Here is a 22,173-nt window from a genome sequence, read left to right on the forward strand (position 1 = left end):
TGAGAAGTGAGTACTGAAGTAAGGTAACAAAAAACTTGTTAGCAAAAAATACATTTTTTTCTGGTTTAACATGAGTTTTATAAAAGTGATTGCATATTCACCATCGCTTTGTACAAAAATAAACCTAAAAACGCAATCTCTTTGTTTTATTTAGTATAAAGATTAGGACAAATCGTGCATGTGTGGCACGAAACTACCTCGCTTTATTTCGATAAGAGGTTGGTGACATGCCTACAATTTTCTTAAAGATGCGTGAGAAATAGGACGGATCGGAGAAATCCAATTCATAACATATGTCGGCAATGCTTTTGTTGGATTCGAATAGCAGGAGCTGGCTGTGCATCACCAGAACTTCCAGAATAAGTTCCTTTGATGATTTTTTAAAAACAGCGGAGACACATCTATTGAGATAATTGGGCGATACGGCTAATTTATCGGCATAGAAGCCAATTTCTTTCTGTTTCAGGTAATTTTTGTGCACAAGTTGTTTAAACATCATCGCAATCTCCTGACTGCGGTTGAGCATGTTGTTGGTATTGGAAAGCTTGATGATTTTTAATAGCGCTGATTTAAGCAAGCTTTCAAATAGTTCTTTATACGGAGATGCCGTATGCAACTCTTTGTAAAGCAATCTAAATAGCTGGTGCAGATCGTGATCATCTGCTGCAGAGAGATTGTGAAGCGGTGATATGGTGAAAATATTTAAAATTTCCTGCTCTCTGAAAATAGAGGTCATGGCTGCATCATTGACCAAAATACAATGTCCTTTGGCAGATTTATCAACTGATCTGATCACAGATATATTACCGTAGTTGCTCATGAGTATCGCCGGCGCCTGAACCACATATTCTTTGGGGCCGATCTGGTGTTTAAAATAGCCCTCGGTTATATGAACAAGTAAATTGTAACCCAGAAAAATAGGCGGTGTCGGAAATTTAATATACGGCGCAATTTCGCTCAGTCGAAATATTTTCACTGACGATTGCATGTATTTTAGATGTTCCAGACTGCCGGACATAAACCGTTCGACAAATTCGTTCGCATTTACTTGTTTTTCCATTCTTGATCCTAATATAATATTTCAGGTACTTACCGCCAAAGCTAAAAGATGTTTCTTTTCTGTACCAAAGTTACGCAATGAAATGATAGCAATTTTATACTAATCTTGTGCCAATAATCACCTTTATACATCTTTCTCCATCATATTAAGGTCGAGACTGCGCTAGGATGCCAATGTTTCTATACAGAAAAGGGCTATGTGTAAAACATAACCCTTTCTTTATTATTAGCTAATAGATTGCAGGATATGGTATTATCTTACTAATCCTGCTTTATATTATCTGTAGATCGCAAATTCTTCCATCGGATTTCTTACTTTCTTCATTGGCGCTAACCAATCTTTTTCAGCATCACGGTAGCCCACGTACATTAATGATACGCTTTTTAAACCTAAGCTTGCTAAGTCAAGTACTTCATCTACAATCTGATTGTTAAAGCCTTCAGCAGGAGTAGTGTCAACACGCAATTCCGCAGCCTGTGCCAATGCCAGCCCTAAAGCAATATAAGATTGTTTTGCGGTATGTACAAAATGCTGTTCTTCTGTCTGAGATGCGTATAGCTTTTTGATCATATCTGTATAACTATTGAATCGTCCTTCAGGCAATTCACGCTCTTCTGTTGTACGGTTGTAGATGGTATCGATGCGTTCTTCGGTATACTTATCCCATGCAGCGAATACCAACAAATGAGAACAGTCGCGCATACACTCTGGATTTAAAGCTCCAGCAACTAATCTTTCGCGTACTTCTTGACTTTCGACAACGATGATTCTAAAAGGTTGCAATCCTGAAGAAGTGGGTGCTAAGCGTGCCGCTTCTACAATTTTTTCGATGTCTTCTTTACTTACTTTTTTTGTGGGATCGTATGCTTTTGTAGCATGGCGCCACTGTAAATCTTCAATTAATGCCATTGTTTTAATTTTAATGATATGTTGATAACGGAGCGTGCAATTTTGATACTAAAAGATTTGTTCTTTTTGGTGTTTTCAATTGTCAGCTACTCCTGATATCAAGGTTATACTTCTGTTACTATTTTACTTTTTAATATTTTATTGGCAATGTTGCGCATACTTTCAATCTCTTCAGCACTGATCTCCAGTTCTTCTATTAACTTTTGCGGTATGCACTTAGCCTCTTTTTTCAGATCTTTTCCAGCTGTTGTCAGGAAGATTTCGACAACCCGCTCATCAACAGTACTCCGTTGTCGCACGAGCAGATGTTTTTGTTCGAGACGTTTCAGTAAAGGTGTCAGTGTACCGCTATCTAAAAACAGTTTATGACCGATCTGATTGACGGTCTGCTGGTCTTTTTCCCAAAGAACCATCAATACCAGGTACTGTGGATAGGTCAGTCCGATCTCATCGAGATGAGGGCGGTAGCGCTGAATGATTTCCCGGCTCAGTGCATAGAGGGGAAAACAGAGCTGATTGTCCAACTTTAAAAGATCTTTCATATCAATTTTGTTTGCGGTACAAATATAAGTATTATTTACAATTAAGTTGTGTGCAATTTAAAAATTGGACATTTTAATGTGTTTGTTGACAATGATATGGCATAGATGGGGATAGCAATATTCTTTAAAAAGTTGTCTTGCTATCCTTTTTTAATCGTTTTCCTTCAAGAGTTGTTTCCTAAGAAAATATATAAAATACGGTGTGGTTGAATTAGGTTAGAATTAACTGAAATATGATCTAAATAAATTGTATTTATAATTTTTAGTGTTAATTAATTGTTTTTAAGGGTGTTGTGGTTTATTTGAAAGTTTGCAAAACATTTTGACGGAGGCATTGGTTTAACTGAGAGTAAAGGATACTGATTACTTACTGTTGGCTTAGATTAGAGTCTTTATGAATAGACCAATTACTACTAAATACCGATTAACAATATTAATATCTTGTTGTTTACTGTTTGTGCAGCCCCTTTGTGCGCAACTGATTCGTTATGAGACAAAGGATTCGCTGAATGGGAAACCTAAAAGTACCTCTTTCTTAATCGGTCGTTTGAAATTAAACGGAATCTACGATATCAAGGGTAACCTGCATGGTAACAGTTCTTTTTTAATTCACGAAAATGATGTGTATGGTCGTGATAGGCCGGCATTTTGGGTGGATATGCGTCAGAGTCAAATTCGTTTTGCTTCTACAACGCAGCTTAAGAATGGCAAAGAGATCAGTGCCATGTTGGAAGGTGATTTTGAAGGCGGGCCTAACCGGACTTCACTGTTCAGACTGCGCCATGCCTGGATTAAGTATGATCACTTTACTTTGGGACAGAATTGGTCCACCTTTGGAGATCCAGATCTGTGGCCGGCAAGTTTGCTGGACTGGGATGGTCCGACCGGGATGGTTCTGAGTCGTCGCATTCAATTGAATTATAAAAACAAATTTACGGAAAAGGGCGGTGCTGGTTATGAACTTGCGATAGAGCAAATGGAACCCCGTAGATTGTATGATTATACCATCAATATAGATCGTGGGGTAGATTATGCACCGCGACGTATTCCTGACGTCATCGGTGCACTCCGCTATGATTACGAGGGGGGAAGCTTCTTGAAGGTCGCAGGGGTCTACCGCAATATTGCTTACGATTCGAAAGAAGTATTGACTGGCGATACGGATTATAGGTACAGGACAGCCAATGGCTGGGGGCTGACAGGGATGGCCAGTATTTTTTTTAATAAAAAATCAGGATTGGTCAACAACCTGCAGGCACAATGGAATATGGGGCGGGGTATTGCTGATTATTTTTTGGCTATCGGTGGTTCGGGACTGGATGGCTTCGCTCATGAAGAACAGCCCGGGGTGCTCAATTTATTGGATGTAACTGCGGGATTTATATCGTATCAGCGATTTTGGACACCTAAATTCCATACGATGCTTATGACTTCCTACAATCATTTTTCGGGCGGAGAAAATACGCTAAGTCCTTGGAATAAAATGAATAATTATCAGTTTACCTTAAATCTTTCATACAATGTTCTAGAAAATCTGATGCTGGGATTAGAACCACAGTTCGGTTATAAACAGCTGGAATTTGATGAGGGGCTTACAAAAGGGAAAAATGCAATGCGGATGAATTTTGGAATGCTATTTAATTTTTAACCAATCAAATCATATTACAATGAAAAGACTACTGATATCTTTAACCCTGCTGCTGTTCCTGCAGTTGGCCTATGGACAAAAGCCGAAGATCATCATATTGGCCACGGGTGGAACCATAGCTGGACAGGGGGCCTCGGCAAATCGTGCAGGGTATACTGCAGGAAAGATTCCGGTATCTGATTTGATCGGGGGTATTCCATCGATCAACGAAATCGCGGAGGTGAGCGGTGAACAGATTTCTTCTGTTGGCAGCCAGGATATGAGTTTGGATATCTGGAAAAAGTTAGCGGTTCGTATTAATGAGATTTTCAGTAAAAAGGAAGCCGACGGAATTGTGATTACACACGGTACCGATACGCAGGAGGAAACGGCTTATTTTCTGGATCTGGTGGTGGCTTACGATAGTCCTGTTGTTTTGACTGGCGCTATGCGTGCCTCTACCGCTATCAGTGCTGATGGCCCTAAGAATTTATTTGATGCCATAACGCTGGCGGCTGATAAGAAAAGCAAAGGTAGGGGGGTACTGGTATCTTTTAATGAATCCATTTTTAGTTCAAGGGACGTGACCAAATTGAGTACAACGAAGGTCAATGCATTTGGTTCACCTAATAGTGGGGCAATCGGTCAGGTGTTTGACGGGAAAGTGGAATTCTACAAATCTTCTGATCGTCTGGTAAAACCTTTGGCTCCTTTTAAAATAGATGCTAATACGGTCTTCCCAAAGGTTGAAATTGCATACATGTATGCTGATGCTTCACCAGCTTACCTCAACCTGCTGGTAAAGGAAAAGGCTGCGGGTATTGTCATCGCGGGTGTAGGGAATGGAAATTTTTCGAAAGCTTTTACCGAGCAGGTGAAGCAGGCTGTAAAGGCGGGAATTATAGTTTGCCGTGGAAGCAGATGTGTATCGGGTAGGGTCGTTGAAGATGGAGAAGTGAACGATGATGAATTAGGAACGTTGGTTTCCGATGATCTAAATCCACAGAAAGCCCGGATACTGCTGATGCTGGGTTTGTTAAATACACATGATAAAGAAACATTGCAAGGTTATTTCTTGCGTTATTAATAGCATTATAAACGATTATCATTTTAAATAATTAAGATTATGACATCTTCTCGAATTGAACACGATTTTTTAGGTGAAAAAGAAATTAGCAACGACTGCTATTACGGTGTACAGACGTTACGCGCGAAGGAAAATTTTGATATTACTGGAATTCCGATCGGTAGTGAACCTCTTTTTATAAAGGCATTTGGTTTTGTGAAAAAAGCGGCGGCATTGGCGAATAGAGATCTGGGTATTCTGGATGCAAAGAAAGCCGAAGCGATCGCGTATGCCTGCGACCGTTTGATCGCAGGTGAGTTTACGGATCAGTTTATCAGCGATCTGATTCAGGGCGGTGCTGGTACTTCTTGTAATATGAATGCCAATGAAGTGATTGCCAACCTGGGACTTGAATATCTGGGGCACCAAAAAGGAGAATATAAATATTTGCACCCGAACAACGACGTCAACTTGTCGCAGAGTACAAACGATGCTTATCCTTCTGCTTTTCGAATTGCAGTTTATCTTAAAATTGGGGCTTTCTCCCACGCTTTGGAGGATCTGCAAGGTGCATTTTTTAATAAAGGGAAGGAATTTGACGGTATTTTAAAAATGGGGCGTACGCAGTTGCAGGACGCTGTGCCGATGACTTTGGGACAGGAGTTTAATGCTTTTGCAACTACGCTGGGCGAAGATGTGCTACGTATCCGTGAGGCTTCGCAGTTAATTACAGAGGTGAACATGGGAGCTACAGCAATCGGTACCGGCGTGAATGCGCCTGAGGGATATGCACAGTTATGCGTAAAATACCTAGCAGAAATAAGCCAGGTTCCCGTTACGCTTGCCGCTGATCTGATCGAAGCGACTTACGATACTGGAGCTTTGGTCCAGTTGAGCGGAACGCTGAAGCGTAATGCGATAAAATTGAGTAAGATCTGTAATGATCTTCGTCTGTTGAGCAGTGGCCCTCGTTGCGGTCTTAATGAAATTAATTTACCGGCTATGCAACCGGGTTCTTCGATTATGCCAGGAAAGGTTAATCCGGTTATTCCTGAGGTGGTCAACCAGACCTGTTTTTATGTTATCGGTGCGGATCTTACCATTACGATGGCGGCAGAAGCTGGTCAGTTACAACTGAATGTAATGGAACCTGTCATTGGCATGGCTTTATTTACTTCCTTGCAGTACCTGACCAAAGCTTGTGGTACCTTGAAAGATAAATGTATCGTCGGTATTACCGCAAATGTTGAACATAGTAAAAATCTGGTGATGCAGAGTATCGGGATCGTAACGCAATTGAATCCGATATTAGGATATGAAGAATCTGCCTCTATAGCAAAAGAAGCTTTAAAAACGGGTAAATCTATTCACGAAATTGTGGTCATGGAGCGTAAGTTGATTACGCAGGCGAAGTGGGATGAGATTTATTCGATTGAAAATTTGATTCATCCTAAATTTATATCGAAATGATATTTGTGCAATTTGTGATTCTGTTGGCGATGATCTTAATCGGATCACGTATGAAAGGAATCGGTCTGGGTGTCATGGGAATGATCGGACTGTTTATCTTTGTGCTGTTTTTTAAAATGACACCGGCGGATCCGCCCATATCGGTCTTACTGATTATCCTTGCTATTGTAACGACGGCGGCGACTCTGCAGGCCGCAGGTGGTTTGGATTATCTGGTGAGTATAGCGGAACGTATAATCCGTAAGAATCCGAGTCAGATCACCTTTATTGCGCCATTTACGACCTATTTTCTTTGCTTGTTTGCAGGAACGGCTCATATTGTTTACTCGCTTTTGCCCATTATTGCAGAGGTTTCGGCTAAACAGCGTATTCGTCCGGAAAGACCGCTTTCGGTATCGGTCATTGCTTCGCATCTAGCCATTACGGGTAGCCCTATGAGTGCTGCAAGTGCCTCTTTAGTTGCGATACTGGCTTATTCTTCGGCTTCTATCGATATCATGAAAATCTGTATTCCGGCCGCGCTCTGTGGTATATTTGTTAGTATTTTGGCGGTAAGGAAAAAGGGATTGGAGTTGGATAAGGATCCGATATTTCTGGAGAAAATGAAGGACCCGGAATTTGCGAGTTCAATGGATCCTAGTCATATGGAAAATGGAACGACTCAATATAAACCAGCTCCTGGAGCTAAAATCGCAGTTGCCATATTTGGATTTGCAATTCTGCTGATTATATTTTTTGGCGCTTTTCCTGCTTTTGTTCCACATGTGGGTGGAGGTCCTAGTTTCAGTGTAAATGCGGATGGTACGATTAATCTGACTAGTTTGATCATCATGATCACCTTGTCGGCTTCAGCATTTATCATGCTGATAACAAAAACCTCTGCTGTAAAAGTCGCTAAGATGAGTTTATTTACATCGATGGCGACGGCTGTTGTTTCGGTGTTGGGTGTGGTATGGATGAGTGCTACGTTTATGCTGGCCAATGAGGCAGTTATTGAACATACTTTTAAGGATATTGTAACGGTATATCCCTGGACTTTTGCGATCGCTTTATTTTTGATGGGTGCTTTGACTTTTAGTCAGGCAGCGACAACAAGGACAATTATGCCAATGGGTTTGGCACTCGGTATTACAAGTCCACATTTATTAGCGATGTTTCCGGCTGTAAATGGTGATTTTCTGCTTCCTGGTTACCCGACATTGGTCGCTGCAATAGATTTTGATCGAACGGGAAGTACGAAAATTGGAAAATTTGTCGTTAACCATAGTTTTATGATTCCGGGTCTGGTTGCAATCGCCGTTACTATTTTTGTCGGTTTTATCTTAAGTGGTATACTGCTTTAGCTTGTGTAATCCACAGGTTCTGAAAGATTTTGAGAGACATCCTTTCTTCAGCAAAGGATGTCTTCTTTTAAGGTTAATTTTGATATCTTTGATTGGTATCAATGCTCTATTGATGCGATATTAGAACCTAATAAATAATTGATCCATTTTAAAACGCTGGAATCTGTATGCCTTATTTTAAAAAATATTTTTACTGCTTTGTGCTTGCTTTCTTTTTTTTAGAAACGAATTTACAAGCGCAACAGTTGGCTAGAACAGCCGATCGTCATAATTATACTTCCGGTGCCTTGATTCAGGAACGGCCTCAGGTGAAGTGGCGTTTTCAAACCGAAGGTCAGGTTTATTCTTCTCCCGTTTTATATGCCGACAAAATTATTATTGGATCCTGTGACAGTAATCTTTATGCTTTAAATAAAGCTGATGGAAGCGTATTCTGGAAATACAAGACAGGTGGGGAGGTAAGGGCTACTGTGGCGGTGGATCAACAGGTTGTTTATTTTTTAAGTGCTGATGGCTATTTTTATGCGCTAGATGTCCATACCGGAAAGCAATTGTGGAGATTTAAAACTGGCGGGGAAAGATCTTATGATAGCTGGGATTATTTTCATTCTTCGGCAGCTGTAGAATCGGGAATCGTGTATTTTGGATCTGGAGATGGACATATTTATGCGCTTGATGCCAAAAATGGAAAAGAAATCTGGAAATATAAAACAGCAGGTATTGTACATGCTTCGCCTACTGTGACAGCCCATGAAATCTTGATCGGTAGTTTTGATGGTTATTTTTACTGTTTAGAGAAAAATGGTGATTTACGCTGGAAATTTAAAACGGTTGGTGAGCATTATTTTCCGAAGGGAGAGGTGCAGTTTCATGCTGTTGCGGCGGACAGTTCTGTTTATTTTGGAGCCCGGGATTTTAATAGCTATGCTTTAAAAATTAAAGATGGTACTGGACATTGGGTTTACCATCAGCCCGGAAGCTGGATCAGTGTACCTAGTCTTGCTGGAAAACAGTTGCTGCTGACCATGTCGGATTCTTATAGTGTGCTCGCTTTGGATAAGGTTTATGGAGGGAAACTTTATGAACCACGGATTCCATTAAATACGTTTAGCAGTGCTTCGATCACAGATTCTGCTGCTTATTTTGGTGCATTGGATGGTGTGCTTTATAAGTTAGATCTTTCGAAAGGTACGGTTTCAAGTGTTTTTCAAACGGCATCCAGTAAACTGAACCGGTCAAATTTTTTTGATGAAAAAGATAAGTTACGAACTGGACTGGATGAAAAATATGCACATGATATCCATAAATTGTTTACGGGATACCTGCAGATGGGCAGTATTTTTTCTACGGTCTGGATTGATGGTCAATCACTGTATTTTGGCTCCGCAGATGGCGCTGTGTATGCGCTTGAATAGGCTTGTAAGGCATGTGATTTGTTTTTAGAGAAACTATTATGCTCCTTGTTTGTTTAAAAATTGCGAGCAATGATGTCTTGAAGGTTCTTGTTTGCTTTTATTATTGATTATAACAGAACAGGCATGGATATTTCTAATTTATTTGATTTAAACGGTAAAACAGCTATTATTACAGGTGGAGCAGCGGGTATAGGTAGGGCTTGTTGTCAGATGCTGGCTGCTTATGGCGCATATGTCGTGGTCGCTGATTATAACTTTTCTGCCGCGCAGCAAACAGCAGATGAAATTAATCAAGATGGTGGAAATGCACTAGCAATTGAATGTGATGTAACGAAGGATGAAGCGTTGGTTAATCTGGTGGATGCCGCCGTCTCCAAGTATGGAGGAATACATATTTTAGTAAATAATGTGGGTGGAGGTGGAGCAGGGAAAGAAAGTTCTGATCAGATCGCTGTTTCACAATTTGCCAAGGTATTTGAAATGAATGTTTTTAGTATGTGGCGGCTATGTCAATTGGTAGCGCCCCATATGAAATCGGCAGGTTATGGGAGCATAATCAACATGTCATCTATGGCTTCTATCAATACCAGTCCTGCAATTAGTGCTTACGCTTCTTCTAAGGCTGCGGTAAATCATATGACTAAAAATTTGGCATTTGATTATGGGCCGGAAATCCGCGTGAATGCGGTGGGTCCTGGAGCGGTTCGAACACATGCACTGAGTACAGTGCTGACGCCGGAAATAGAACGCAATATGCTAAAGCATACGCCCCTGCAACGCTTGGGGGAACCAGAAGATATTGCTGGTGCGGTGCTTTATTTTGCGGCTCCGATTTCCAGCTGGACAAGCGGACAGGTACTGTTTGTGAATGGAGGCGGGGTGCAGACCTTGGATTAGGGTTTCTGAATAATCATTTTTTTTATGTCATCTAAACTTTGGAGTACTGTTGCAATAGTTGCTGTTGTTTCGGGCAATTCTGTTGTATGGTAACTATGAAACTCCCATATTTCTAAAATTTCTTCAAGTGGAACGGTATACAATTTGTAAATAGGATTTAAAGAACGACACTGCAATACTCTGTCTTGAAGCAGTGTGATGGCTTTGAATATAATATCCTGCCCCTTTAAGACGACAAGCGCGAGTGATTCGGGTTTTATTTGGCTCCAGTCTTCAATAAATTTTCCTGTTATATCCATATTTTGCGGAAAGGGCAACATGGAGTCTCCAACTACAGGAAAGGTACGATAGGTTCGGTGCTTAGAAAGATTGGGAATATGATATTTCGGTAGCTCTGAAATATAGTCCGGATCAGCATACCCTCCAGATACATAGCCAGCTCGTCCTTTTATGGGCACATAGTCAACATGTTCCTGATCGGATTTGTCAACACTGATGGCCAGAACTCTAAGATTTCCGCCTTTGATATAAATATCGTTCCCAGCTTCCAGATCGCGAATCTTTAACTCACCTAGCTTACTGATGTCAACGGTCATTAAGGTATCTAAACTGATCTTAAAATAATTGGAGATGGATAACATAAAATGTGGTTCCATGGCTTTTGTTTTGCCAATTTCAATCAATGCAAGTTTTACCCGTGTTACATTGATGGCTTCGGAGAGCACTGCCTGACTGACTTTTTTACGCTCCCGGAGGAACTTTAGGTTATTGGTAAAAAATATTTTTGGTTCTTTATTTTCCATTTGCTATTATTAGAAACATTGATTTGTTTCTATTGGAAACAAATGTACTGTAAAATATTGATTATTTGTAAGGGCATTATCGTGACAGCTGACGATTTGGATTTATTTTTGTAAATAGAAAAATTACACAAAGTTGATCGGAAGAGCGTTAGTTAGTTAGTTAGTTAGTTAGTTAGTTAGTTAGTTACTGTAAGATATAGAATAATGAGTTGCAAACTTTGTTAAATTGATTGAGGTGAACAAGTTGAAAAACATAACGTATGCCATCGTGGATATTGAAACTACGGGTGGAAATGCCCGGGGCAGCCGTATGACAGAAATTGCGATTGTGATTCATGACGGCGAAAAAATCATTGATCGATGGGAATCGTTGATTAATCCGGAACAGCATATTCCATTGGCTATTTTTGCACTGACGGGAATTGATAACGAGCTGGTGGCAGATGCACCTGTATTTGGTGATATCGCCCAAAAGGTTTTCGATATGCTGGATGGGCGTATTTTTGTTGCTCATAATGTCAACTTTGATTATTCATTTATTCGTCATCAACTGGAAGAACAGGGGTATAAATGGACGGCACGAAAACTATGTACAGTACGGTTGAGCCGTAAAATAAGACCGGGTTTTCGATCTTACAGTTTAGGTAAGCTTTGCGACAGTTTAGCCATTCCTATTTCAAATCGCCATCGTGCCGGAGGAGATGCAGAAGCTACTGCGATTTTGTTTTCTTCTTTACTGCAGTGGGATACGGAAGGTGCGCTGGATGATATGCTGAAGAAAGCTGCTCCGGATCAACGACTCCCGCCTAATTTGGCACCGGAGGATTTTAAAGCTTTGCCACAGCATCCCGGAGTCTATTATTTTATGAACCAGTACGGGAAGGTTATCTATGTTGGAAAAGCCATAAATCTGAAGAAGCGTGTTGCATCTCATTTTACGGGGCACAATATCAATAAACAAAGACAACATTTTTTAAAAGAGATCTATCATATCACATTTGAGGTGTGCGCGACTGAACTCATGGCGCTATTACTGGAATGTACAGAAATAAAGAAGTTATGGCCAGCTTATAATCGTGCATTGAAACGTTTTGAGCCTAAATTTGGTTTGTTTAAATATGAAGCACAGAACGGCTATCTATATCTTGCGGTCGGTAAATTGAAAAAGCACTGCCAGTGCATTCAGGTTTTTAATATGGAATATGATGGGGTACAGGTCTTGCGGCAGTTGATGGTCAACTTTGAGCTCGATCATCGTATGTGTACATTTGGTGCTACGGAAATACCTTACGCAAGCAGAGGCTGTGCTGATCAACCGGAATTACCGGAAGTTGAAAAACATAATGCCCAAGTAGAACTGGCTGTAGATCATCTTCTGGAACAACAACCAACTTTTGTAATTGTTGATAAAGGAAGAACGCCGGAGGAGAGAAGTTATGTCTGGGTAGAGCAAGGGAATTTTTATGCCATGGGTTATCTGGATGAATATACGCAATTGGAGTCGATGGAAGATATCCGATCTAGTTTACAGCGATATCCCGGTAATCATTATATGATGCAACTGATTAATGCGTACATCGCAAAGTATCCGAGAAAGGTAACTTATGTGAACGATTGTCAGAAAGCTGTCGTATTACCTGAATTAACCGGAGATTCGGATGAAGAATCTTTGATCTTGTTTTAAGTATCCTTATTATTGATTTAAAATAAAAAATAAACGAATGGAGTTTATACTTTCAAAAATAAATATTGTTGTTTTCTTGTTTCTTGCCGCGATGCATCTGTATTGGGTATGCAATGGGCAGTTAGGAATTGCGGCCACGATCCCAACAAAGTTGAATGGGAAGAGAGTTTTTACCCCCAGTCGGTTTGGAACCTTTATCGTCGCTGTTGGTTTGTTTCTGTTTGCGGTGCTCAATATGGTTTTTGATGGCCTTGTTCAGGTACCAATAGCACCCTCTTATGTTGTTTATGGTATGTGGATTATTGCCGTTATATTTCTACTTCGATTTATAGGGGATTTTAAATATGTTGGAATAACTAAGAGATTTCGGAAATCTGTCTTTGCTCAGAAAGATACTTATTTCTTTAGTCCTTTATGCTTATTTCTGTTTGTTTCTCATGTTGTGCTCGTCATTGACTAGTTCATGCTATAGGTATTTCATGTAGGGAGATTCAATATTTGACTAATAGGGTTTGGGGATACTTTGGCAACGATATCCGTAAGGAGTCTATTATATAGTTTTAATCATTTTTATAAGATGAAAGCGGATATTAAAATTAAAATCGCATCTGGAGCGGAACTGGATGGAATACTTGCGTTACAGTCTGCGAATCTGGCTTCCAATGGTGGTACATTGTCAGGTGAACTTGGGCGGGAGCAAATTGTAGCCATGATGCAAGATATGCCTCAAGTAGTGGCTATATAGGACGATCAAGTTGTTGGATATTTATTATCTACATCTAAAATGGTTTATAAAAAGCATCCTGTACCGATTCTTGATGCTATGTTTAGTGCTTACAGTGGTGCTTTAGATTCGTACGTGTATGGTCCAATTTGTGTAAATAAGCAACAGCGCGGAAAAGGGGTGGCACAATTGATGTTCAGCGAACTTATCAGGCAAGTGCCTAATCGAGAAGGAATCTTATTTATTAGAAGAGATAATGAACCTTCTTTGCGGGCTCATGAGAAAATGGGCATTACAAAAGTTGGCAGTTTCTTTTTTAAAGATTTGGCATTTGATGTTCTTGCTTATTTGTCTGCCGCAGCTGAGAATAACAAATAGAATCTTAAGCTCAAAATAGATATTGATGACGACCAACTCGGTTTCAACGAGTTGGTCGTATTTTTTTGTCGTAATTAAAGTGTTTTGACGTACTTTTAGATGTGATCTATTCCTGCTTTATATTGTGGACTGTGGTCTACTTTAGTGAAAATGTGAGGGGCATTCATTTCAATGCCTGCAGCTAGAAAATCGTTCAAAATCAACTGAAAGATCTCGGACTGTGCCAGTGCGATTTCAGCAGACTGCGAAATGTAGACATTTAGTTCATAGAGGACATAAAAGTCATCCAGTTTCTTCTGCAACACAAAAGGTGCTGGCGTGGTATTGACCCGTGCTACACGCGGAGGTATGTTTAAGAGCATTTCATGGATGCGTTCCCAAGGTTCTTCATAGCCTACTGTTAATTCGACCTGAAAACAAATTCCCTGATCTGAAAAGGTGGAATAGTTCACGGTGTTCCCTGACAAGATGGATGAATTAGGGATGGTTATCTCCTCATTTTTAATGGTCCTGAGTCTTGTGACCAGCGGTGATTTTTCAATCACTACCCCAGTTTTATCCGCTATGGTGATGCGGTCTCCGATTCGGAAAGGTCGCATATAGGTAATCACAAGACCTGCAATAATATTGGATATTGCTGAAGATGAACCTAATGAAAATAGCACCCCAATAAATACGGATATACCTTTGAAAATATCCGAGTTAGATCCTGGTAGATAAGGGAATATCAGGACGAGTGTAAATGCTTGCAATAGAAAGCGGACAATGGTAAAAGTCGGCATCGCAAATTCACGATGGAAACCATTCACTTCTAGTTTTCCTTTGTCAATCTCCGTAAAGATGTATTTTACCAATCGGACGGCATAACGCATGACAAATAGGATAACAAATACCGTGATGAGATTGGGGATATAATCCCAGATCGCTAAAAATGCCTTTTTTAGAGGTTTGGTAAATAGGCCGATCAAACTATTGGCCCAACTTTGTGTAAAGGGGAAGACACTGAATACAATAGGCAACATGATAAAGGCCATTAATATGATAAGTGCCCAGCGTAACATGTTGATGCTATTGATCAGGATGCGGGTTTTTTGAACGGAACTGACTAAAACATAATTCTTGATTTTGACATCTTTGATCAGCTGTGTGCGTTCGGTCATGATCCGCTGCACACTGTAATCTTTAATTTTATTGATCAATAGTATCAATAAGTAAAAAACAATAAAGATGAGCGCGATAAGCCCGATGCGGATCAATAATTTTGAAATACTGTTTTCTTCTTTTTCTCGGTTAATGGTTTCCTGAATACTTTTTAGATATTGTTTTGCGATTTCTTCTTTACTTTTTCCTTCAAGCAGTGCGTCTAACTCAGTAACTGAAGTGATAATGAGGTCTTTATATATAATATCTGAACTGATTTCATTGTTTTCAATTTTGAAGGAATCGACCTTTACGAAATCATCTTCGTATAAGTTTTGAATGCGGGTGACGACATTGTCAGCTCGGTCTTTTGCTAAAGATGAACCGAGTTTGTTGTATATGTAAAACAGCGTATCGTTAAATGGAGCGACAGCATAACGTTTGGTGTTTTTTTTGATTGAATCAACTTTTATTTTTAACTGCTGATTTCGGATGATATTTTCTTCATCAAAGTTAGTGAGCTGTTGTTTTAGGTCTTCTTTCTTTGCGCTATTTTGTGTCTTTAGATTTGTGATTTCATTTTGAATCTTAACACGTTCTAAAGAGTCGTTAATCTGTTGCTGCCTGATCCCATTTAATAGGGAGCTCAGTCCAAGTTCTTTTGTATTAACTGAATCTGTCTCCTGAGCCGGGAGCTGAAGGACGGCTGAAAAGCATAATAAAGCAGTAAGGAAACAAATGTAAAGTCTTTTCATATTGCAAGCTATTTTTTGATTCTAAGCCATATGACGAATGTACTTATGGTAGATTTAGTAGACCAAACATAGATAATTTTGCTTGTATTACACAATGCGGCCCTTAGATATTCTGCTATGAAACGATACATTGTGCCATCTGGGCATCTTTTCTTGAAAGAAAACGTCCCATAACACGATTAAGTTCCATGGGACGTTTCCGATTATTTGTTAATGATCATTGAAGCAAAATAAGTGATGTATCTTTTATGGAGTGGTGCTGGTCACTTTTTTTTGCCCTCTAAATTTTGAACGAATCACCTGATGATGGATGGTCATGAGGGCAAGAGTTGCAGTTACCAATATAGGCAATAGTGATAAATAAACCGTATAATAGATTTCTTCATCGAAACTATAGGTACTCCACGAGGATTCTCGATCTACAAAAATACTGTAATTCCAAAAGAACCAAAAGCTGGTCAATAGCACGAATTCTATTGCTATTTTATATCGGTTTTTCTTAATCTTCGCTAATAAAAGAAATAGTAGGGTTAGGATAATGGCGTTGCATAAAGAAATGAAGCATGCATCGTATATGAAACTACAGTCTAGACAGCCACTTGATGTTTGATCTGCTAATTTTCCCATCGACCAATATGTTTGAATAAAAGTAAATGCAAATAGTATCATCGCAACAAAAGCTGTACTTCTCAATAATTTAAGGATGCTTTTTTTCATTTATCAGTATTTATTAAATAAACCCGCAGGCTTGCTGTGCAAGTCACTGCGGGTGGCAACCGCTAAGTTACAATTCGTTTTCCTCAAACATCTTGGCGTCGCGGGTATTTTTTTGTACAGCGATGGCTGAAAATATACTTAAGCAGAATGACATGGCATAAAATCCTTTTTCACTAAGCAGCAGATCGGCGTTCCAGAGCCCTACGGTAAGTAGTACCATTGCAGCAATTGTTGCAAACCAGCTAAGGCCATAATAAAGATCGGTTACGGCAATGCCTTCTGCTTTGTCTCTTACACTTTTCTGTACGGAGATTACGGCAAATAAACCGAATAATAGGATCGTGAAATAATACCCTTTTTCATTGAGCTCCATCGTAGCGTTCCAAAGCCCGATACAGTATCCCATGGAGCCGGTTAGTAAAGCAAACCAGGATGCGCCGATGAATGCACCTGTAGGTTTGAATGGATTTTTTGTTTTTTCTTCGTTTTTTGTAAGTGGAGTGTTCTCCTCTGTTTTGTGTTTTAGCGGTTCCATAATTTTTGTTTTTTTATGTGTTATTATGGAAGCAAATGTCCGCTGTTGTCGCTAGATGCACAAATGAGATATTTGAAAATACTGATGATATAAATTAATTTTTTAGTAGGTTTGTTTTTAAAATTAACCTATTATGGATGCGCTTGCGACATTAATAAATTTACTTGGTGATCAGGATAAAAAGGATTTTAAGGCATTTATGCGCAAGAAGAATAAGCGACACGATGTTAAAAATATTCTTTTATTTGAATTGCTAAATACTGACGATATAAATGGCTTAGAAAAGCTGTTAAAAAAAACAAAAAGCAGGGATTCTTACCATGCTTTGCGTAAAAGACTGCATGATAGCCTACTTTTATTTCTATCTCAGAAGACATTTGAAAGCAATAACAGTCAGGCTTCGGAAGTGATGCGTTTAATTGTCGTAAGCCGTTTTCTTTTGGAAAATGATGTGGATAAAACTGCTTTCAAGTGCTTGGTGAAGGCCGAGCAAATCGCAACAAAACTGGAACATTATAATTTATTGAACGATATATTGCTTCTTAAAATAAACTATGCGCATAGTGAAGCTTCAGAAAATTTAGAAGACTTAACAACACGTTTTCTGGTCAACCAGCAACATATGCAACGGGAGGCAAAATTGAATCTGGCATATGCTTTTCTGCGTCAGGAAATGCGTGAGGTAAATCTGAAAGGTAAAGTGGTCAACTTGGCCGCACTGATGCTCGGGACCATACGAAAATATCAGATCGCAGTCAAAGATTTAATGAACTATAAGTCTATTTATCAGATACTTTTTATAGCCAATGAATATGCGGCTATTCATCAGGATTATAGTTTTATAGAACGTTATATTCAGCGCATCCAACATTTTATTCAGGGAAAGAAGAAAGCGGATGAATCTCACTTATTTTATCAGTTGCATGTCCTTTATTTTTTGGCAAACTTTCATTTACGCAATAGAAGCTTTGACAAGAGTGCGGATTATCTTTCTGAGATGAAGAACCAAATGGAACAGCACCGTTTTCATGAATCTCAATTTTATCCACGGCATCAGTTGTTATCGGCTCTGAATCTATATTTTACTGGAAGGGGTGGAGAAGGAACAGCTGTATTGATGAAGGCTTTGGAAATGACAACAAAAAAGACAAAACAGGAGGACATAGAAGATTTAAGGATATGTTTAACGATGTTTTTATCGTTGCAGGATGACCGATCTTGCTTACGCCATCTTGCCTTGTTTCAGCATACTGATCAGTGGTACGAGAAAAAAATGGGTATGCTTTGGACCATTCGTAAAAATCTGATGGAAGTTTTGGTTCATGCACAGTTCGGGCATATCGAACTTGCTGTTTCAAGGTTAAGTAGTTTCAAACGTCGATACAGTGGTTTTCTTACAGAAACTCATGAAGAAAGGGTATTACATTTTGCGAGTCTTGTGGAGAAATATTTCAATAAGCCTGATATTGTGTTTAATCCTGTATTTCAAAAAACTGCGGTCGATCTGTTAAAGAATAAAGAACATGCGGATATTTTTCATATCTGTTTTATTTCATGGCTGATCGCTAAGTGGGAGAAAAAGTCGGCCTATCAAATCGTACTTCAGCATTTGTCCAGTCAACATACACCCGAAAATATTTAGATGGTGCAATATGGAATCCTGATAAATCTTTTCCTAATGTAATCTTAATATTTAGGATTAAAAATAACTTCTCTCCGCGGTGCTTGTTGTATGGTTATGGAGTCTTTGTATTTTTCTGGTACGAGCGGTATTTTACTGCCTTATAAAAATAAAAGTTTTTATCCCGAAAATCTTCAGGAGAAAAGCAGGCTTGCGGTCTATGCTTTATTATTCAATTCATTGGAGGTAAACAGTTCATTCTATAAAATACCACGTGGAGAAACTGTGAAACGATGGGCAGATGAAGTACCGGATAGGTTTCGTTTCACCTTTAAATTATGGAAGGGAATCACTCACGCAAAAGGTTTGATCTTTGACGCGAATGATGTTACTCATTTTTTGAAGGTGATTGCCGAAGCAGGCGAGAAGAAAGGTTGTTTACTGATTCAGTTTCCTCCCTCTGTTACGTTTAATGCCGCTGTGCATGTCAATCTTTTGCTAGAGACTGTTGTTAATGATGAGCATATAAAGGGATGGCGGGTATGCGTCGAGTTTCGGCATCCATCTTGGCATTGTGAAGATACATTTAGCCTGTTAAATTCGTACGGAGCCAGTCTGGTGCTGCATGACAAGAATAGTAATGGTATGCAATTGTCCTATAGTGAAACAGATTTTATTTATCTGCGATTTCATGGTCCCAATGGTAATTACCGGGGCAGTTATGAAGATGATTTTCTACAGGAATATAGTTCATATATTCGGGAATGGTTAGCTGAAGGGAAAGAGGTTTTTACTTACTTTAACAATACGATGGGCGACGCAATTCAGAACTTGAAGTTACTGTCGGAATATGTGAATGATACGTATTAATATAGTAAGTGGTATCGATTTTATAATCAATACCACTTAGCTAATGTCAAATAGCTTGAACCTATATCTTCTGCTTCAGAAGATCAGCATACCAATGTCCCGAAGATTTAACGATGCGTTGTTGCGTTTCAAAATCAACATATACTAAACCAAATCTGGGATGATAACCTTCTGCCCACTCAAAGTTGTCGAGAAAAGTCCATGCAAAATACCCATTGACCTGAACTCCTTCTTGTTTGGCTCTAAGTACTTGGGCAATGGTCGACTGTAAATACTGCACTCTCTTGGGGTCATCGACCTGATTGTTAACGACCTCATCAGGAAAAGCGGCTCCATTTTCAGTGACAATCAGTGGCGGTATGTTGGGATAGGCGCTGAATTTTTTCAAAACATGGTATATCGACTCAGGAAATACTTCCCAATTCATGGCCGTGAGTTCGACTTTTCGCGATTTTGCACTTACAATTTTTGCACGTAGGTAAGGGACGAATAAGGAATGACGGATGATTTCGCGGGTATAATTTTGTACTCCGATAAAATCCATGTCAAACTTTAGCTCGTTTTCATCATTATGCTTGATATATTTTTCAATTCTTCTTAGAATTTTGATCTCATCTGTAGGATAGCCCATACCTAGCAGGGGTTCTATGAAAAATCTATTGAGTAATACATCTGCTTTTTTAGCCGCTAAAATATCTTTTTCTCTTCCGGTGAACGGTTCAATATGCGAACAGGAGAAAGTGGTTCCAACGGTACTGTCTGGTTGTATTGATTTAATAATTCTTGCGCCCTTGGCCTGTGCTAGTGATGCATGATGTGCAGCTGCTAAAAAGTAATCGATTCCTTTTTTTCCAGGTGCATGTACGCCAAAGAAATATCCTGCAGCGCTAAATACCGCAGGTTCATTTAAAACCATCCAGTTTTTTACCCGATCGCCAAAGTGTTTGACACAGAGTGCTACATAATCAGCAAACCAGTCTGTGACTTCCCTGTTGATCCATCCGCCTCTTTGTTCCAGGGCATGCGGCAGATCCCAGTGATAGAGTGTTATCCAAGGTGTAATCCCTAATTCTAAAGAAAGATCAATGAGTTTATTATAGAAGTCAATGCCTGATGGATTGGCTTCTCCTGTACCTTGCGGTAGAATACGGCTCCAGGCAATGGAAAACCTGTAGTTCCTAATATTTAAGCTGTGCATCAAATGGAGATCTGCTATGTAGCGATTATAGAAATCGCAAGCAATATCTCCGTGCTGGTTTTTAAAGATCTTATTCTTTTTTTTTACAAATGTATCCCAAATAGAAAGGCCTTTTCCATGTATATCATGAGCTCCTTCAATTTGGTAGGCGGCTGTAGAAACTCCCCAAATAAAATCTTCGCCAAAGGAATCTTTAGTTAAAATCATTTACGGAATTTATTTTCTCAAGTGGTGCAAATATCACTTATTTAAGTTGTTTTAATATTTGTGAAATCTAAGAGGAGAATAGAATGAACTAAACTGCACTAGAAAGATACGAAATAATACCCTTTGGAAGAAATGTGTGATCGTTTTCATAATTCAAATGTTTTAAACCACTGTTTACATTAATTTGCTTATATAAATTTACAAAGCATATGTTAACTGTGTATGAATTGATTATGAAGTTTTTGAGTATTGTCAGGGCTCTTGCTTTTTAAACTATTTCATCACCATATATTTTTTGATATACCGATCTGTGTTAAGGATTCAATAGTTGGTTCAGAGAGCAGATGGAGATCGCGTTGTTTTTGGAATTCTAAGAAAGCGGGCATATTTAATAATTCTTTTTGAATGGCCTCATTTTTATATTGTGACATATGGATAAAGGTGTTGCTGCCATTAACCTGGAATATCGTATATACAAATTGATGATTGTCCAATTCTTTAAAGGCATCAAGAAAAATCTGAATGTTTTCTTTGTTCGCATCAACATAGTCTTCTTTGATGGTATAAGTCACTTTTATAGCTATCATGGGGTATCTTTATGAATGAATACTGGTTTATGTATTCGAAGATAATGAATTTGATGCTATGGAAATAAAAAAACTCCGAACGAACAATTGGATATTGTTGGTTCGGAGTTTTTATTTGAATCGAATGATCAGCTTTTCACGGGTTACTTCTTGGTTTCAGTAACTTTACCACAGGTAAGCATCGCAGATCCATAGTAAGGATTTTTAATCGCAGTTTCATTGCTTAACCAATAGCCTTTTTTCATCGGGCAATATTGATAATACACTGGTTGGCTGACCTTATCACTGCTTTTTACGATTTGCCACATGATCGTTGAAACTTCATTGAATGATGCACGCTGTTTTTCAAGATTGCCTGCTTTTGCTAATTTATCTACTTCAAGGGTCAAGTTATCTTTCAGTTTGAAAGCGCTTTCTGCTTTTACCACTTTCTGAAGTGCTTGAATGGATTCGGAAGCCTTTTTCTCATCACTGCTTACCAATGCATTTTTTACACCATAATATTTACTTAATAGTGTTTCTGTATTTTGGGCAAGTGCCACATGTCCAAATAGTGAAATTGCCAATATCAATAAGTTCTTTTTCATATCTATTTTCCGTTAATCATTTAAAGATAGTTTTAAAA

The 22,173-nt window shown here is 39.1% G+C and carries 22 protein-coding genes; 12 read left to right on the forward strand and 10 right to left on the reverse strand.

Going from position 1 to position 22,173, the window contains the following annotated elements; genetic code table 11:
- Window positions 1–193: 193 nt before the first annotated feature.
- The 3 genes from ACFS6I_RS13205 to ACFS6I_RS13215 all read right to left on the reverse strand — a co-directional run bounded on the left by ACFS6I_RS13205 (window position 194) and on the right by ACFS6I_RS13215 (window position 2,511).
- Window positions 194–1,060, reverse strand: coding sequence for a helix-turn-helix domain-containing protein (locus ACFS6I_RS13205; protein ID WP_132771045.1), 867 nt, complete (start codon window positions 1,058–1,060; stop codon window positions 194–196).
- A gap of 276 nt (window positions 1,061–1,336) precedes the next feature.
- Complete coding sequence (locus ACFS6I_RS13210; protein WP_380921248.1) at window positions 1,337–1,969, reverse strand: nitroreductase family protein; 633 nt, start codon at window positions 1,967–1,969, stop codon at window positions 1,337–1,339.
- A gap of 104 nt (window positions 1,970–2,073) precedes the next feature.
- The gene (locus ACFS6I_RS13215) at window positions 2,074–2,511 is read right to left on the reverse strand and encodes a MarR family winged helix-turn-helix transcriptional regulator (protein ID WP_021188245.1); all 438 of its coding nucleotides are present in this window, start codon (window positions 2,509–2,511) and stop codon (window positions 2,074–2,076) included.
- Window positions 2,512–2,905: 394 nt separating this feature from the next.
- Between ACFS6I_RS13215 and ACFS6I_RS13220 the strand changes: the two genes are divergently transcribed.
- The 6 genes from ACFS6I_RS13220 (at window position 2,906) to ACFS6I_RS13245 (ending at window position 10,329) form a co-directional block, all read left to right on the forward strand.
- Complete coding sequence (locus tag ACFS6I_RS13220; protein WP_380921251.1) at window positions 2,906–4,159, forward strand: hypothetical protein; 1,254 nt, start codon at window positions 2,906–2,908, stop codon at window positions 4,157–4,159.
- Between the two features lie 19 nt (window positions 4,160–4,178).
- Window positions 4,179–5,225, forward strand: a complete 1,047-nt coding sequence (locus tag ACFS6I_RS13225; RefSeq protein WP_380921253.1) for a type II asparaginase — start codon at window positions 4,179–4,181, stop codon at window positions 5,223–5,225.
- A gap of 39 nt (window positions 5,226–5,264) precedes the next feature.
- Window positions 5,265–6,674 (forward strand): aspartate ammonia-lyase, encoded by a 1,410-nt coding sequence (gene aspA / locus ACFS6I_RS13230; protein ID WP_168127312.1) that lies wholly within the window; start codon window positions 5,265–5,267, stop codon window positions 6,672–6,674.
- Window positions 6,671–8,017: an anaerobic C4-dicarboxylate transporter family protein gene (locus tag ACFS6I_RS13235; RefSeq protein WP_380921255.1), complete on the forward strand. Its 1,347-nt coding sequence runs from the start codon at window positions 6,671–6,673 to the stop codon at window positions 8,015–8,017. The genes aspA and ACFS6I_RS13235 overlap by 4 nt, the downstream gene beginning before the upstream one ends.
- Window positions 8,018–8,184: 167 nt before the next feature.
- Window positions 8,185–9,432 carry a PQQ-like beta-propeller repeat protein gene (locus ACFS6I_RS13240; RefSeq protein ID WP_380921257.1) on the forward strand — a complete coding sequence of 416 codons (1,248 nt, stop codon included), beginning with the start codon at window positions 8,185–8,187 and terminating at the stop codon, window positions 9,430–9,432.
- 123 nt (window positions 9,433–9,555) lie between these two features.
- Window positions 9,556–10,329: a glucose 1-dehydrogenase gene (locus tag ACFS6I_RS13245; RefSeq protein WP_380921259.1), complete on the forward strand. Its 774-nt coding sequence runs from the start codon at window positions 9,556–9,558 to the stop codon at window positions 10,327–10,329.
- Here the strand turns inward: ACFS6I_RS13245 and ACFS6I_RS13250 are convergent.
- Window positions 10,326–11,132, reverse strand: a complete 807-nt coding sequence (locus ACFS6I_RS13250; protein WP_380921261.1) for an XRE family transcriptional regulator — start codon at window positions 11,130–11,132, stop codon at window positions 10,326–10,328. The two genes, ACFS6I_RS13245 and ACFS6I_RS13250, sit on opposite strands and share 4 nt — an antisense overlap.
- A gap of 235 nt (window positions 11,133–11,367) precedes the next feature.
- On the opposite strand from ACFS6I_RS13250, the gene ACFS6I_RS13255 reads away from it, so the two are divergent.
- The 4 genes from ACFS6I_RS13255 to ACFS6I_RS13270 all read left to right on the forward strand — a co-directional run bounded on the left by ACFS6I_RS13255 (window position 11,368) and on the right by ACFS6I_RS13270 (window position 13,918).
- Entirely contained in the window at window positions 11,368–12,816 is a 1,449-nt protein-coding gene (locus ACFS6I_RS13255; RefSeq protein WP_380921263.1) for an exonuclease domain-containing protein, read from the forward strand.
- 37 nt (window positions 12,817–12,853) lie between these two features.
- Window positions 12,854–13,276, forward strand: coding sequence for a DUF3995 domain-containing protein (locus ACFS6I_RS13260; protein ID WP_380921265.1), 423 nt, complete (start codon window positions 12,854–12,856; stop codon window positions 13,274–13,276).
- A 117-nt stretch (window positions 13,277–13,393) separates the two neighbouring features.
- Entirely contained in the window at window positions 13,394–13,561 is a 168-nt protein-coding gene (locus ACFS6I_RS13265) for a hypothetical protein (protein ID WP_380921267.1), read from the forward strand.
- Between the two features lie 39 nt (window positions 13,562–13,600).
- Window positions 13,601–13,918, forward strand: coding sequence for a GNAT family N-acetyltransferase (locus tag ACFS6I_RS13270; protein WP_380921269.1), 318 nt, complete (start codon window positions 13,601–13,603; stop codon window positions 13,916–13,918).
- Between the two features lie 95 nt (window positions 13,919–14,013).
- On the opposite strand, the gene ACFS6I_RS13275 is transcribed toward ACFS6I_RS13270, so the two are convergent.
- The 3 genes from ACFS6I_RS13275 to yiaA form a co-directional block, all read right to left on the reverse strand.
- Complete coding sequence (locus ACFS6I_RS13275) at window positions 14,014–15,813, reverse strand: mechanosensitive ion channel family protein (RefSeq protein ID WP_380921271.1); 1,800 nt, start codon at window positions 15,811–15,813, stop codon at window positions 14,014–14,016.
- A 246-nt stretch (window positions 15,814–16,059) separates the two neighbouring features.
- Window positions 16,060–16,530 (reverse strand): hypothetical protein, encoded by a 471-nt coding sequence (locus ACFS6I_RS13280; protein WP_380921273.1) that lies wholly within the window; start codon window positions 16,528–16,530, stop codon window positions 16,060–16,062.
- Between the two features lie 67 nt (window positions 16,531–16,597).
- Window positions 16,598–17,065 (reverse strand): inner membrane protein YiaA, encoded by a 468-nt coding sequence (yiaA, locus tag ACFS6I_RS13285; protein WP_380921275.1) that lies wholly within the window; start codon window positions 17,063–17,065, stop codon window positions 16,598–16,600.
- Window positions 17,066–17,198: 133 nt separating this feature from the next.
- Here yiaA and ACFS6I_RS13290 point away from each other — a divergent pair, with 133 nt between their 5' ends.
- The gene (locus tag ACFS6I_RS13290; protein ID WP_380921277.1) at window positions 17,199–18,707 is read left to right on the forward strand and encodes a hypothetical protein; all 1,509 of its coding nucleotides are present in this window, start codon (window positions 17,199–17,201) and stop codon (window positions 18,705–18,707) included.
- Between the two features lie 96 nt (window positions 18,708–18,803).
- Window positions 18,804–19,556, forward strand: coding sequence for a DUF72 domain-containing protein (locus ACFS6I_RS13295; RefSeq protein WP_380921279.1), 753 nt, complete (start codon window positions 18,804–18,806; stop codon window positions 19,554–19,556).
- Between the two features lie 61 nt (window positions 19,557–19,617).
- Here the strand turns inward: ACFS6I_RS13295 and ACFS6I_RS13300 are convergent, their stop codons facing one another.
- From ACFS6I_RS13300 to ACFS6I_RS13310, 3 genes are all read right to left on the reverse strand, one after another.
- Window positions 19,618–20,961, reverse strand: a complete 1,344-nt coding sequence (locus tag ACFS6I_RS13300; RefSeq protein ID WP_380921281.1) for a GH1 family beta-glucosidase — start codon at window positions 20,959–20,961, stop codon at window positions 19,618–19,620.
- 281 nt (window positions 20,962–21,242) lie between these two features.
- The gene (locus ACFS6I_RS13305; RefSeq protein WP_380921283.1) at window positions 21,243–21,548 is read right to left on the reverse strand and encodes a hypothetical protein; all 306 of its coding nucleotides are present in this window, start codon (window positions 21,546–21,548) and stop codon (window positions 21,243–21,245) included.
- A 143-nt stretch (window positions 21,549–21,691) separates the two neighbouring features.
- Window positions 21,692–22,135: a DUF3347 domain-containing protein gene (locus ACFS6I_RS13310; protein ID WP_021190746.1), complete on the reverse strand. Its 444-nt coding sequence runs from the start codon at window positions 22,133–22,135 to the stop codon at window positions 21,692–21,694.
- Window positions 22,136–22,173: the final 38 nt, after the last annotated feature.

It is taken from the genome of Sphingobacterium anhuiense, assembly GCF_042686355.1.
In the GTDB taxonomy this organism is placed as follows: Bacteria; Bacteroidota; Bacteroidia; order Sphingobacteriales; family Sphingobacteriaceae; genus Sphingobacterium; species Sphingobacterium anhuiense.

Excerpts from the sequence above, each read along its gene's own strand:
- ACFS6I_RS13205 (WP_132771045.1), bottom strand. The coding sequence starts at position 1,060 with ATGGAAAAACAAGTAAATGCGAACGAATTTGTCGAACGGTTTATGTCC.
- ACFS6I_RS13210 (WP_380921248.1), bottom strand. The coding sequence starts at position 1,969 with ATGGCATTAATTGAAGATTTACAGTGGCGCCATGCTACAAAAGCATAC.
- ACFS6I_RS13215 (WP_021188245.1), bottom strand. The coding sequence starts at position 2,511 with ATGAAAGATCTTTTAAAGTTGGACAATCAGCTCTGTTTTCCCCTCTAT.
- ACFS6I_RS13220 (WP_380921251.1), top strand. The coding sequence starts at position 2,906 with ATGAATAGACCAATTACTACTAAATACCGATTAACAATATTAATATCT.
- ACFS6I_RS13225 (WP_380921253.1), top strand. The coding sequence starts at position 4,179 with ATGAAAAGACTACTGATATCTTTAACCCTGCTGCTGTTCCTGCAGTTG.
- aspA (WP_168127312.1), top strand. The coding sequence starts at position 5,265 with ATGACATCTTCTCGAATTGAACACGATTTTTTAGGTGAAAAAGAAATT.
- ACFS6I_RS13235 (WP_380921255.1), top strand. The coding sequence starts at position 6,671 with ATGATATTTGTGCAATTTGTGATTCTGTTGGCGATGATCTTAATCGGA.
- ACFS6I_RS13240 (WP_380921257.1), top strand. The coding sequence starts at position 8,185 with ATGCCTTATTTTAAAAAATATTTTTACTGCTTTGTGCTTGCTTTCTTT.
- ACFS6I_RS13245 (WP_380921259.1), top strand. The coding sequence starts at position 9,556 with ATGGATATTTCTAATTTATTTGATTTAAACGGTAAAACAGCTATTATT.
- ACFS6I_RS13250 (WP_380921261.1), bottom strand. The coding sequence starts at position 11,132 with ATGGAAAATAAAGAACCAAAAATATTTTTTACCAATAACCTAAAGTTC.
- ACFS6I_RS13260 (WP_380921265.1), top strand. The coding sequence starts at position 12,854 with ATGGAGTTTATACTTTCAAAAATAAATATTGTTGTTTTCTTGTTTCTT.
- ACFS6I_RS13265 (WP_380921267.1), top strand. The coding sequence starts at position 13,394 with ATGAAAGCGGATATTAAAATTAAAATCGCATCTGGAGCGGAACTGGAT.
- ACFS6I_RS13270 (WP_380921269.1), top strand. The coding sequence starts at position 13,601 with ATGGTTTATAAAAAGCATCCTGTACCGATTCTTGATGCTATGTTTAGT.
- ACFS6I_RS13275 (WP_380921271.1), bottom strand. The coding sequence starts at position 15,813 with ATGAAAAGACTTTACATTTGTTTCCTTACTGCTTTATTATGCTTTTCA.
- ACFS6I_RS13280 (WP_380921273.1), bottom strand. The coding sequence starts at position 16,530 with ATGAAAAAAAGCATCCTTAAATTATTGAGAAGTACAGCTTTTGTTGCG.
- yiaA (WP_380921275.1), bottom strand. The coding sequence starts at position 17,065 with ATGGAACCGCTAAAACACAAAACAGAGGAGAACACTCCACTTACAAAA.
- ACFS6I_RS13290 (WP_380921277.1), top strand. The coding sequence starts at position 17,199 with ATGGATGCGCTTGCGACATTAATAAATTTACTTGGTGATCAGGATAAA.
- ACFS6I_RS13295 (WP_380921279.1), top strand. The coding sequence starts at position 18,804 with ATGGAGTCTTTGTATTTTTCTGGTACGAGCGGTATTTTACTGCCTTAT.
- ACFS6I_RS13300 (WP_380921281.1), bottom strand. The coding sequence starts at position 20,961 with ATGATTTTAACTAAAGATTCCTTTGGCGAAGATTTTATTTGGGGAGTT.
- ACFS6I_RS13305 (WP_380921283.1), bottom strand. The coding sequence starts at position 21,548 with ATGATAGCTATAAAAGTGACTTATACCATCAAAGAAGACTATGTTGAT.
- ACFS6I_RS13310 (WP_021190746.1), bottom strand. The coding sequence starts at position 22,135 with ATGAAAAAGAACTTATTGATATTGGCAATTTCACTATTTGGACATGTG.